Genomic DNA, 11841 nt, shown 5'->3' with positions numbered 1-11841 from the left:
CTGTCCCTCAGTTCATGTTGGATTCCACATGCGGGATCAGCATGGTCCGCTCCAGCAGCGCTTCCGGGTCATGAATTTCCGGAACCTGGGCACAGTCGGTCGCCTCGCTGTCCCCCTGTGCCAGAGTGCCCTTGAGTTCGGCGCAAATCGGGATCGCCGCCTGGCGTGTGCCCGCGGCCGCCACCGCGACGACATCCAGAAGCGAGCCGTCGGTCTCGTTCAGGGCGATTGCGAGATGCTTGGCAAACAGGGAAATGGTCCGGTCCGCCGAATAATTGGCCGCTTGCCCGGGCCCGGAGGAAATCACCAGCGCTTCGGGCCGATCCTTGTGATCGACCTTGTGCCTGGCCAAAAGGTCGATATCGATCGCATGCGGATTGTTGGTGTCCAGGACCAGAATGACTTCACCGGCGGGGAAGGTGTGAATGAGTGCGGCAAACGCCGAGGCCGACATGAAAGTGCCTTCGCTGATCGCCTGAAGCGCCGTTTCGGGTTTCTGTTCTGCCCAAAGTTCGAGCACATAGCCCTTGGCATCGTCGGGATCGGCGGTTTCTGCGAGGCTGAGCGGCAGATTGGCATAAATGATCAGCCTGTCTTGCGGCGTCAGCTGATTTGCCAGCTCGGTGGCCTTCAGCTTAAGCGCAGCCGCGCTCGCCCCTTCATTGACCAGAAGATGTCGTTTGTCGGGACCGGCATCCAGTCGAGGCGCCAAGGCGGACATCACCTTGTCGGCGCTGTTTTTGCACACTTCGACGGATTGCGCGTTCCAGGGCGGGCAGTTGCCGATTGCCAGAACGGTGTTCTGCAGGGGGGCTATGTCTTGCCCTGGAGCCGCATTGACCCACATTGCGAGACCACCGGCGAACATGGCCGTCACAATGCGCGACCACGACCACTTCGCCGGCGAGCAAAGTTGCCGCGCCTCAAGACCTTGGGCGCTTTCGGTCATTCCGACTCCCCAGACTCTTTTTCGGGATCTGGCCATTATACTGTCGGCCGGTGAATACCGGCTAAACCAGATCGCGTATTTCCATAGAACTCTGTTGCAGTCTGTTAATCAACTTTCTTTTGTTTCCTGTGGCTGGGAAAGCAAAAAAGCGACGGAAACAGAAGGTGGGAGAGCCCGTATACAGATCGAAAACTTACGCTGCGGAATTCAGTGCTTCAGGCGTTAAGCTGCTTGATCGATTCAATAACGTGCAACGTGTCCACCGACGCGGTTCCCGTTTCCGCCTCACCAACCGTGCGGACCATCCGGATAAGGTCGGGCAGGGTGTCGCGCCCGCCCAGCATCAAGGTGCGCCTGATCAGACGGCGTGTCATGTCGGAAGGGTTCTGGCTTTGACCGGCCAGCCATTTCGCCAGGAAATACATTTCCTGCGCGTCGGACGGACGCATCTGAAAAACCGTTTGCAGCTGGTCCTCGATCGCCGCCTGGGCCGTCTTTGAGACACCGTCTTCGGTCTTGGCAACCAGCACCAGAACAGCGGTCGCGGAAACGCGCGGATCGTCGACCCCTTCTGCGGGGTGTTGCTTGTTGCGCAGTCTATAGCCGAACCGGCGGGCGGCGGACTGGACGTCCTGAGCAGCGCTCAAGAGGGCGTTTGCCGCATTGGCGGCATTATGAATGCGGTACATCCAGAAGCTGGCCGCGGCCAGAATACCGAGAATAGCGAGCAGAATGTGCAAGGGAAATCTCCGCGTTGAAAACAGGCTGCAACTTTATCGAGCTGCGTAGAAAATACCGTGACAAAAATCACAATAGGAATCTGCGTGAAACACCAGATGCGTCCGGCGAGCAGCGAGTCTCAACTCTGAAATACGAAATAAATAACTGAAAAATTGGAGTTTTTTTGAAATGCCCGGCATTTGGGCGGTGCTGCAGCCGGTGTCAGGTATTGGCACGAGACTGAGCGAATGTCCGTGTTAGGCCTGTCTGGAGCTGTGAACCCAAACGCGACTTTCAATTTTTGCGCGAATTTGGGGCTGGTTGGACCCACTCGTCCGAAAGCACAACAAACAGGAGGCGCTGGGTCAAATGCGCCTCCTGATTGGCCGGTTCCGATGTGTCAGACCGCCTCGGCGATCTGTTTGCTGCTGACCAGCCGGTTGACGACATTCTCGATGATCTTGTGGCCGGCATCCTGATCCAGCGACATGATCGATTCCGGGTGGAACTGGACTGCTGCGATCGCTTCTTTCTGGTGCTCGATTGCCATCACGACCCCGTCCTCGGTCTCGGCGGTGACACGCATGTCGGCGGGCAGGGTGTCCCGTTGCGCGAACAGGGAATGATAGCGGCCGACAATCACAGGGGCGTTCAGCCCGTCAAAGAGCAGGGAATTGCCGGACACGGTGATCGGCGACGGTTTGCCGTGCATCGGAATGTCCAGCTGACCGAGCGTTGCGCCGAAATATTCCGACAGGGCCTGAAGGCCTAGACAGACGCCGAAGATCGGCAGGGCCCGTGCTCTTGCCCGGCCGATGGTTGCCGCGCAGTCGAAATCCTGCGGATTGCCCGGTCCCGGCGACAGCACCACAAGGTCCGGATTGACGTCGTGGAACACATGATCGGCCACCGGTGTGCGGTAGGTGACGACATCCGCGCCGGTCTGACGGAAATAATTGGCCAGCGTGTGCACGAAACTGTCTTCGTGGTCGACCAGCAGGATTTTCAGACCCTTGCCCGGTTTTTGGGCCTCGGTCTTTTCCGTGGTCTTGGTGGCAAGGCCGGCCTCGCGCACGGCCGCGCGCATGGCTTCGGCCTTGAGCTCGGTTTCGGCTTCCTCGTCTTCCGGAACGCTGTCATAGAGCAGGGTGGCACCAGCGCGTATCTGCGCCATGCCGTCCTTGATGCGCACCGTCCTGAGCGTCAGGCCGGTGTTCATGTCGCCGTTGAACAGCACCGCGCCGATGGCGCCGCCATACCAGGCGCGCGGGGATTTCTCGTGATCCTCGATGAACTGCATCGCCCAGCGTTTCGGCGCGCCGGTCACGGTCACAGCCCAGGTGTGGGACAGGAAGGCGTCGAGGGCATCCATGTCCTCGCGCAGAATGCCTTCGATGTGATCGACCGTGTGAATCAGGCGGGAATACATCTCGATCTGGCGGCGGCCGATCACCCGGACCGAACCCGGCACGCAGACCCGGCTCTTGTCGTTTCGGTCGACGTCGGAACACATGGTCAGCTCAGCTTCGTCCTTGGCCGAGTTCAACAGCTTGCGGATCTGGGCCTCGTCTTCGATGGCGTTCTTGCCGCGCCGGATGGTGCCGGAAATCGGGCAGGTTTCCACTCGGCGGCCACCGGTGACACGCACATACATTTCCGGCGAGGCGCCGACGAGATACTCGTTGTTGCCAAGATTGAAGAAAAAGGAATAGGGCGACGGGTTGATCTGGGCGAGGCGCCGGCTGACGGCGGAAGGCGGGTTGGCGCAGGGCTCGTAGAAGGTCTGACCCGGCACGGTTTCGAACAGGTCGCCGCGGCGGAAATAGTCCTTCGCCTTGTGCACGAGCTTGGCATATTCGCCCGGCTCATGATCGCCGCGCCCAGGATCCCGGTTGGCGGGCGTGTAGTGGCGTTTTTCGCCGCTGCGCTCCAGGCCCTTTGTGGTGTGGCCGCCGACGACGAAATCATATTCCAGCACATAGGCGCGCTTGCCGTGGTGGTCGACGATCAGGATTTCATCCGGCAGGAACAGCACCACGTCGCGCTGGTCCGCTGGACGGTCCAGCTTGAGGTTGATCGGCTCGAACTGGAAGGCGACGTCATAGCCGAAGGCACCGTAAAGGCCGAGCTGGTCGTCACCGCAGGCGAACATGTCCTTGAGTGCCCGGACGATCGAGAAGGTCGATGGCTGGCGCGAGCGCTCTTCCTCGTTGAACAGCCGGTCGGGCAGCTTGACGGTCAGGCGGATATGCGTGTCGTCGGCCTCGAACGTGTCCACGTCCGGATGGGTTTTGAGTGCCTCCGTGATCGCCGGCAGGATCACCTTGCCGCGGTCGTTGAGTGTGCGGATCTCGACCTTCCGGTCGGCGGCTTCCAGCACCAGCGGCGGGTTGACCAGGGCCATGTCCCAGCGGGTGTAGCGGCCGGGATATTCGTAGGACGAGGACAGCACCGCGCCCAGTTCGGAATCCAGCCGGTCGATCCAGTCGGACGTGCCCGTTTCATAGTCGGAAGGGCGCGAGGTCCGCAGGATGGTAATCCCGCTTGCAGTTTCAAAGGTCTGGTCTGCCAGCACCGGCATGATGTTGCTTCCCGTTCTGGTGGCCTTTTGGCGGCCTTATAATGCACCAAGGCCGCCAGCGGTATCCCGCGGCGGCCTTTGGTTTGATCTATGATCCGTTCAGAGCATGACTGATCGCTGGCCGCCTATATCGCGCCGCGCCACCACCATGCTGCTTTCAGGATCATGTTCATGGTGAAGCCATAGCCGACGGGGCAGGGGATGGCAATGGGTATTTGTGGACTGTGACCTAACGTTATCTTGTGTTATCGAATTGGGAGCAGGTGCGGATCGAAAAGTTGGTCAGCATCTTGGTTGCGCTGGGGCAAAACATGCATTGTTCTGACTTTTCTGTTTCAGGGGCGGATCCGGGTGTGTTGCTTCAGCAACCCGACGAAGTGGTCAAATGGCTGAGATCCGCGAGGCACCGAAGGCGGCACGGGGACGCTGAGTTGGACCGGCTGTTCCCCGAACTCTATTACTTCACAACCAAACACTGGCTGGACTTTGCTCGGACCAGTCGTGATCCGATCATGATCCACCTGCTGATCGTTCATTTTTTTGACCTTTATCGGAAATACGCCGTTCATGAACAAGGGCAACCAATACGGATTGTTCCTCATTGGAAGCGCCACGCTCAGCTTTTGGCAAAGGGCAACGGGGCTGTTCCTTTCCGGTCCCAGGCGGCACTGCTGCTCGGCATTCATGCACATGTCCGGTTCGACCTCGCAGAGGCAATTATTCTGGTTTGGCGCAGCTATCGGGAAAGGTATGATCGCAATCCGGACCTCGGACTGCTGCGCTCGATGATCTATGGCGAGCAGTCGGACCTTGTCTTCCGCAAGGCATTGCAGGGTTTTTTGCAGGGACGAGAAGTGAGAACTCAGGTTTCTGCCAGAGTGCTCGCGGTTCTGGCGTCGCGGTTGGAGCACCTGTGGCTACCGGTTTTGAAGCGGTTGCGAGAGGAGGCCTGGAGAGAAGCGATGACAAGCATCAGGACGGGAGCTCCCATCAGGCGCATGGAACCGGTTCAAGGGGCCTAAGCCTTGCGTGACTTGTCCTTTCTGGCATTTCCCGGGCTTGTGGCGCTGCGCCGGCCATTGATCGCGGGGCTGCTGCTGGCCCTGCTCATCGGCGCAACCGGCGCGGCACTGCCGTCCCTCCGTTTCGACAAGCAGATCAGCCGGGCCTTCTTTTCCGGCGGACAGCATTCCGAGACCTACAAGGCCTTGCTGGCGCGGGCAGACCGGCCAACGGAGCAGCTGCTCGTTCTGGTGCAGGGGGATCGGCCATTTTCGGCAGAGAACTACGAAACCATCCGAGATCTTTCGCTGAACCTGGAACTGATCGACGGTATCGCCGGCGTTCTTTCCGTTGCAACAATGCGGTTTCCGCGCAGCCATCCGGATCATCCTGGCGCGCCCCTTCTACCACTTGCACTGGAAACGACAGACATCGAGAGCCGGTTGGCCGCATTCGAAAACGCGACCACCGGAGCGCGTAGCTTTATGTCCCGGGATCGCAAAAAGGCGCTGATTGTTGTCGCGGTCTCTTCCGATCCCTCCCAGAAGCACATTCTTGCAAACGAGATTGACTCAACGATCGCGCTTGCCGAGACGGATGGGCTGGACATTTCGGCGACAGGCGAAAGCGTCATCGGACCTGAAATTGTCGATGCGCTTATGGAGGACCTTATTGTTTTCAACCTTGTCGGCGGATTTTTGGCCTTTGTGGCTGCTTGCCTGCTATTCGGCAATCTGAAGCTTGTTCTCCTGGCCTGCTGTCCTGCGTTTCTGGCCGCGTTCCTGTCTCTTGGGGTTTTTCTCTTACTCGGTTGGCCGATCACAGTTTTGAACAATGTCGTCCCGGTTCTGGTGCTTGTTCTGGCACTTGCCGACAGTGTGCACCTGGTGCTTTTTCTCCGGGATGATGCCAAGGGCACAACGGTTCAGGCGCGTGCCAAACACACGCTCCAAGCCGTCGGCCCCGCCTGCGCGCTCACGGCGATAACGACATCCCTTGCGTTTCTGGCGGTTGGGGTGACACAAAACGATGTCTTGCAGGAACTTGCCATCACCGGCGCCCTGGCTGTTTTTGCAGCTTACATCATTGTCCTGGTGGCGTTTGCCCTAATGGTTCCGTTGCTCGGTCGGAACACAAAGGCGGCTTCCACAAAGAACTGGCTCGCCATGCCACCCGCGGCAGCCCAAACCATCCTTGCAAACCGGAACCTGATCGTTGCGACGGGACTGGTGATTTTGGGTGCCTCTGTTGTGGCCGCGAGCCAGTTGCGGCCTTGGTTCGAGTTGAACAACAACTTGCCTGAGACGAGCCGCGTTCTGGCGGCGAACAATACAATCTCCGAGGATTTCGGTGGCGTATTCCGGCTGTGGTACACGGTTGATTTTGTCTCCGGCGACGGCCCGTCAGAGGATTGGGATCGGTTGCGCGCACTGTCTGACATGGTGCGCCAGACGGCGCCGGATGCCACGGTCCTGTCTCTGGTGACATACGCCGACTGGCTCGGACACCCTGACGCACCGCCGACCCCCGCCGAACTGGAGGAACTGCCGGCGCCGGTCCTCGCAAGCTTGATCGATCCGCAAAACGGGACCACCGCGATCATCGCGACTGTGCCGGAGCCCATGAGAAACGCAGCGACGCTCGAACAACACGACGCGCTTGAAGCGATCGTTCGGCAAGATGGCGTGAGGAGCCTTACGGGAATGCCGATGGTACTGCGTCATGAACCTGCTGGGATCGTCCGGGAACTTTCCTTTGGCCTCGGCCTTGCCTGTCTGCTGGCTACATGTCTGATCGCACTGGCTTTTCGGTCGGTGATGTTGATACCCGTCCTGATCTTGCCCAACGTTTTGCCGCTCGCGGTGACCGCAGCCGCTCTCTATCCGTTTTATGGAGGTCATATAACGCCGACGGCCATGCTGGCCTTGACGGTGGCCTTCGGCATTGCCGTGGATGACTCCATCCATTTCCTCAACAGGGCAGTGCGCGAGCGACAGGGAGGTCAGTCCGTTTCGGAGGCCCTGGTCGTGGCCATCAACCGAACCAGCCGGCCGATGATCGTGACGACACTGCTCATCTCCCTTGGCATCAGCGTCACATTTTTTAGCGCGTTCAACACAGTCAAGCTGTTCGGAGGCATGCTGATCCTGACCTTCCTAACAGCGCTGGCGGCCGATCTGTTTGTGTTGCCATGCCTACTCAAGATGAAGTGGACCCGGCGATGAAACGGTTCAGGCTGCCCTTGGTCGCCATTGCCGTGCTTTTGATGTGCCGGGCCTGCATGGCCGATGCCTTTCTGGAGAGGCTATCCGGGCAGTGGAGCGGAGGCGGTTGGGCGCGGCAGACACCAGAAGCACCCCGCGAGGCGGTTCGGTGCCGCCTGTCCTTCATCCCGAAGGGCTCTTCGGGGTCGCTTGAGGTGACCGGAAAGTGCGCTGGTGCGGGCTCACAAAGCCAGGTTTCGGCGCGTCTAACCCCTCTCGGCAACGGTCTTTATCGCGCAACCTGGTCCGCCGCGGGATGGAGGCTCGATCATATGAGCGGACGGCGCAGCGGTGACAGATTGTTGTTCCGCTGGAGTTCCCAGGAAGGCAACGCAACTGAGGTTGTGACTGGTGAATTTGGACTTGCACTCTTCGGCAGCGCATTAAGCCTGAAAACGAGGCAAACCACGCCCAAGCCTGCGGAAATCGGCGAGTTGGAGCTGCGTCGCCGCTGACGCGGAAGCGCAATCTTTCAAATGGCCGGTATTTGCCGGTAACGTTCCTGACTTGCGAGACACCCTGAGACTGGCGGCCCCGGTTGGTCGCGAAAGAACCTATTTGAGCTCTGCTGGCGATCCCCAGAAGGGGGCTGGCTGGCCGTTTTTCAGGCCCCTTGTCAGCCAGTCGTCCCACACACGTTCGATTTCCGCATAGGTTCCATTTGCCCGGATGGTCTCCAGTCCCTGATCGAGAATTCCCGCCACCGCTTCCGAGCGCTTCGGTGTCATTTTGGAAAACGAGACATAGAGATCGAAGCGGACAAGTTCCTCGACAGGGACGGGCTCCGGAGAAATCAGTTCCGGACTGTTGCTGATGTGAAAGGCGGCGACTTTCTCGTAAACCACCGCATAATCCGACCGGCCCTTGGCGGCGAGGGCCAGGGTCTGCAGATCGGAATCAACCTCGATTTTGGAAATCGCCGGATCGGCGTCGAAAGCATCCGTATAGGTGTAGCCACGGACTACCGAATAGGTCTTCTCGAAAAAGAACGAAGGTCTGAACGCCTCGGTGTTGTCCGGATGCGCGAAGATCAGAATTTTTCCATAAAAGAGGGGCACTTCGTGAAAGATGTAATTGCGCCGGTTTTCCTCTGAGCCCGTGGTGTCGAAGCAGCCCAATTGCCGGCCCTGCGCCACTTCGCGCATGCAGCGGTTATAGGGCATGATGTTGAAGGACACCGAACAATGGGCCTCTTCAAAAGCGGCGGAAACGATGTCCACCGCAAAGCCTCTCAGTTCTCCCTCGTAAAGCCCCGAATAGGGGAAAAAGGCATCTTCCGCAGTGATGACGATGTCGTCGCTGATCGGGCAAGCCTCCGTCTCGGCAGCGCTGCCAGAACTGATCGAACCGGAAAGGACTGCAATCACCACCAGTGTCCAAATTGTGTTGGCGAACGTGCCGGGAATGTACAACCGCATTGGCCGATGTGTGATCTGCAAGGGGAAGTGTCTCACGCCAGTGTTTTGTCTGGTGGTCTTGGATCTTAAACAAAGCCGGCCGGAAAGCTCAATTCGCAAGGTTGCTTACACCCGCGGACGGCAAACGGCCGGAAGGCCTGTACGGCCTCCTAATTTGCCGGCGTTTGTAAAGGGTCAGGAGCTCCCTGCCAGTCGGCCAGCCCGTAGCGGGCCAGAATACGGTCAAGTTCCCCGCTTGTCCTCAGCCGGCGCATGCCTGTGTCCAATTCCTCGGCAAGTGTCTTGGCATCCGGGGCCTGCGGCGAAAACGCGATGTAGATATCGTCTGCCTCCACAGCTGCGGCCAGTCGAAAGCGATCGTTGAGACCCATGCTCATGGCCGTGTAGCGGAATACGTTGACATCCTCGACGACGAGGTCGAGCCGGTTCAGTGCCAGCTTGTTGAGATTGAGCTCCAGCGCATTGTCGCCGGCGACATAAGAGGCCCGGCCATAATGTTGGATTGCGCGTTCAAACTCCTCGCCATAGCTGTAGTCGACGATGAGACCGGCCGTTTGGCCCTGAAACGACTGTGGGCCTTCATAGGTCCAGTCGGAGTCCCTGTGCACGAACAGGCCATTGGCGGAAACACCGTGAGACAGTTGCGGATAGACGAACCTCGGCTCGCCCTCGGGCCAGGCTGCGAAAATGCCGTCGAACCTGCCTTCGAGCGTATAGAGCTTCGCACGCGGCCAATTCAGTTCGACATAAGTGACGGTGTGGCCGAGCGGCTCGAACACCGCCTTGACGATCTCAACCATATAGCCCGGCCTGTCGCTCGCCGGGTCGCAATTGGCCGGACACCATCTGTCGGCCGCAAAGACAAGCTCCCGGGCAAGACCGGCAGAGGGCGACAGGACAAGGCTGATCGCTGCGAGCACGGCACTGACGTGAAGGCGGGCATACTGCATCCGGATAAGCTTGCTCCCAAGCCGGCTGATGAGTGTTTGCATCTAAGAACGGGGCATAAGGGTTTTTTGTTTCGGATTTGTTAAATAACTTTAGCAAGTGGGTGGATTATTGAAACAACTGTATTCAACTAAGAATTGTGCAAGAATACATATATGAATTAGAATATGCAGAATTTGCTTTTACTGTAATTTGATTTGGCTTGGTATTCCGGTGTTCATACCCGAGCCAAATTCCGATCTGCCGGAAATGGTCTTCGCCACGCTGACATATATGCGCTCCGCCAATTTACCGCTTTTCGTGCCGCCATCTTGACCCGCCCGCCAAGATACTGTCTTTGCGCTGCAGCAACACAAAAGGACGCATTTCTGCGCGTCTTTTGCATGCCGTTGGTGAAAGATCGGGCGGACAGGCAGAAGCGAGGGGCTCATGGAACATTACGAACTGATCGTGATCGGCAGCGGACCGGCGGGCCGGCGGGCTGCCATCCAGGCCGCGAAATTCGGCCGCAATGTTCTGGTCGTGGAGCGCGGCCGCAGGGTCGGCGGCGTTTCGGTTCATACCGGTACGATTCCGTCCAAGACCCTGCGCGAAACCGTGCTCAACCTGACCGGCTGGCGCGAGCGCGGCTTTTATGGCCGCTCCTATCGCGTCAAGGACGATATTTCCGCCGCCGATCTAAGGGCCCGGCTGCACATCACGCTAGATCACGAGGTCGAGGTCCTGGAGCACCAGTTTGCGCGCAACCAGGTCGACACGATCTATGGCGAGGCCAAATTCATCGGTGCTCACAAGATCGAGGTCGAAGGCGAGGCGGGGGAGGTTCACACCTTTTCTTCGGACAAGTTCGTGATCGCGGTTGGCACAAGGCCCTTTCGGCCGGATTACGTGCCCTTTGATGGCGAATATGTTCTGGACAGCGACGAGATCCTGGAGCTGAACCAGTTGCCGCGTTCCATCGCCGTCATCGGCGCGGGCGTCATCGGCGTCGAATACGCCTCGATCTTTTCCGCCCTCGACGTGCATGTCACCCTGGTGGAGCCACGCGACACCATGCTCGACTTTCTTGACAAGGAACTGGTGGCCGACTTTACCCATCAGCTGCGCGATCGCGGCATCGCGCTTCGCTTCGGTGCCAAGGTCGAGAAGATCGAGAAGCACGGACCCGCCGACTGCGAGATCACCCTGGAGGGCGGCCGCTGCGTGCGCTCCAACGTGGTTCTGTTTGCTGCCGGGCGCATGGGAGCAACCCCGTCGCTCGGGCTTGAGACGTGTGGATTGGAGATGGACCATCGTGGCCGGCTCAAGGTCGATCCCATGACCTTTCAGACAGAGGTGCCCCACATTTTCGCTGCCGGCGACGTGATCGGATTTCCGAGCTTGGCCTCTACGTCCATGGAACAGGGCCGTATCGCCGCCTGCCATGCGCTTGGCGAAAAGGCCTATGACCCGCCCGAGTACTTTCCCTATGGCATTTATGCCGTACCGGAAATCTCCACCGTCGGCATGACCGAAGAGGAAATCCGCGACCGGGGCATTGCCTATGAATGCGGCGTGGCGCGGTTCCGGGAAACCTCGCGCGGGCACATCATGGGGCTCGATACGGGCATGCTGAAGATGATCTTCTCGCTGAAGACCCGGCGCCTGCTCGGTTGCCACATCGTCGGCGAGGGCGCGACCGAACTGATCCATATCGGCCAAGCGGTGCTCAATCTGCGCGGCACGCTGGAATATTTCGTCGAGAACACCTTCAACTATCCGACCCTGGCGGAAGCCTACAAGATCGCAGCCCTCGACGCCTGGAACCGCATGCCTCCGCTGGAGCAGTAGCACTTGGGGTGCGTGTCATTCTCAAATTTCGCTTAAGGCAGTTTCAGGAAACCGAAAATAGTTATGGCTCCGTTGAACGGGTAGGTTGTACGCTGATGTGTACATTTGATTGAGTCCCGCCAAAGGCTG

The 11841-nt window shown here is 58.9% G+C and carries 9 protein-coding genes; 4 read left to right on the top strand and 5 right to left on the bottom strand.

Features of this window, described 5'->3' with window-relative positions; all coding sequences use genetic code 11:
* Window positions 1-7 precede the first annotated feature (7 nt).
* The 3 genes from M0H32_RS21620 to M0H32_RS21610 all read right to left on the bottom strand — a co-directional run bounded on the left by M0H32_RS21620 (window position 8) and on the right by M0H32_RS21610 (window position 4250).
* Window positions 8-949: a hypothetical protein gene (locus M0H32_RS21620; RefSeq protein WP_248157553.1), complete on the bottom strand. Its 942-nt coding sequence runs from the start codon at window positions 947-949 to the stop codon at window positions 8-10.
* 215 nt (window positions 950-1164) lie between these two features.
* A complete protein-coding gene (locus tag M0H32_RS21615; protein ID WP_248157552.1) occupies window positions 1165-1689 on the bottom strand; it encodes a hypothetical protein in 525 nt (174 codons plus the stop codon).
* Between the two features lie 380 nt (window positions 1690-2069).
* Window positions 2070-4250: an anthranilate synthase component I gene (locus M0H32_RS21610; RefSeq protein WP_248157551.1), complete on the bottom strand. Its 2181-nt coding sequence runs from the start codon at window positions 4248-4250 to the stop codon at window positions 2070-2072.
* Between the two features lie 431 nt (window positions 4251-4681).
* Between M0H32_RS21610 and M0H32_RS21605 the strand changes: the two genes are divergently transcribed.
* Genes M0H32_RS21605 through M0H32_RS21595 form a run of 3 tightly spaced genes read left to right on the top strand, consistent with a single transcriptional unit; the run spans window position 4682 to window position 7971 of the window.
* Window positions 4682-5272, top strand: a complete 591-nt coding sequence (locus M0H32_RS21605; protein WP_248157550.1) for a hypothetical protein — start codon at window positions 4682-4684, stop codon at window positions 5270-5272.
* A 39-nt stretch (window positions 5273-5311) separates the two neighbouring features.
* Window positions 5312-7477 carry an efflux RND transporter permease subunit gene (locus M0H32_RS21600; protein WP_248157549.1) on the top strand — a complete coding sequence of 722 codons (2166 nt, stop codon included), beginning with the start codon at window positions 5312-5314 and terminating at the stop codon, window positions 7475-7477.
* Complete coding sequence (locus M0H32_RS21595; RefSeq protein WP_248157548.1) at window positions 7474-7971, top strand: hypothetical protein; 498 nt, start codon at window positions 7474-7476, stop codon at window positions 7969-7971. The genes M0H32_RS21600 and M0H32_RS21595 overlap by 4 nt, the downstream gene beginning before the upstream one ends.
* A 99-nt stretch (window positions 7972-8070) precedes the next feature.
* On the opposite strand, the gene M0H32_RS21590 is transcribed toward M0H32_RS21595, so the two are convergent.
* Together M0H32_RS21590 and M0H32_RS21585 are read right to left on the bottom strand one after the other, a co-directional pair.
* Entirely contained in the window at window positions 8071-8883 is an 813-nt protein-coding gene (locus M0H32_RS21590) for a substrate-binding periplasmic protein (RefSeq protein WP_248157547.1), read from the bottom strand.
* A gap of 200 nt (window positions 8884-9083) precedes the next feature.
* Window positions 9084-9884, bottom strand: coding sequence for a substrate-binding periplasmic protein (locus M0H32_RS21585; RefSeq protein ID WP_248157546.1), 801 nt, complete (start codon window positions 9882-9884; stop codon window positions 9084-9086).
* Between the two features lie 427 nt (window positions 9885-10311).
* Here M0H32_RS21585 and sthA point away from each other — a divergent pair, with 427 nt between their 5' ends.
* Window positions 10312-11712 (top strand): Si-specific NAD(P)(+) transhydrogenase, encoded by a 1401-nt coding sequence (gene sthA / locus M0H32_RS21580; RefSeq protein WP_248157544.1) that lies wholly within the window; start codon window positions 10312-10314, stop codon window positions 11710-11712.
* Window positions 11713-11841 lie beyond the last annotated feature (129 nt).

Source organism: Roseibium sediminicola (genome assembly GCF_023156505.1).
Classification (GTDB): Bacteria; Pseudomonadota; Alphaproteobacteria; order Rhizobiales; family Stappiaceae; genus Roseibium; species Roseibium sediminicola.
This window is presented reverse-complemented; position numbering and strand designations above follow the sequence as displayed.

Coding starts and splice junctions, on each gene's coding strand:
- M0H32_RS21620 (WP_248157553.1), bottom strand. CDS start 949: ATGACCGAAAGCGCCCAAGGTCTTGAGGCGCGGCAACTTTGCTCGCCG.
- M0H32_RS21610 (WP_248157551.1), bottom strand. CDS start 4,250: ATGCCGGTGCTGGCAGACCAGACCTTTGAAACTGCAAGCGGGATTACC.
- M0H32_RS21595 (WP_248157548.1), top strand. CDS start 7,474: ATGAAACGGTTCAGGCTGCCCTTGGTCGCCATTGCCGTGCTTTTGATG.
- M0H32_RS21585 (WP_248157546.1), bottom strand. CDS start 9,884: ATGCAGTATGCCCGCCTTCACGTCAGTGCCGTGCTCGCAGCGATCAGC.
- sthA (WP_248157544.1), top strand. CDS start 10,312: ATGGAACATTACGAACTGATCGTGATCGGCAGCGGACCGGCGGGCCGG.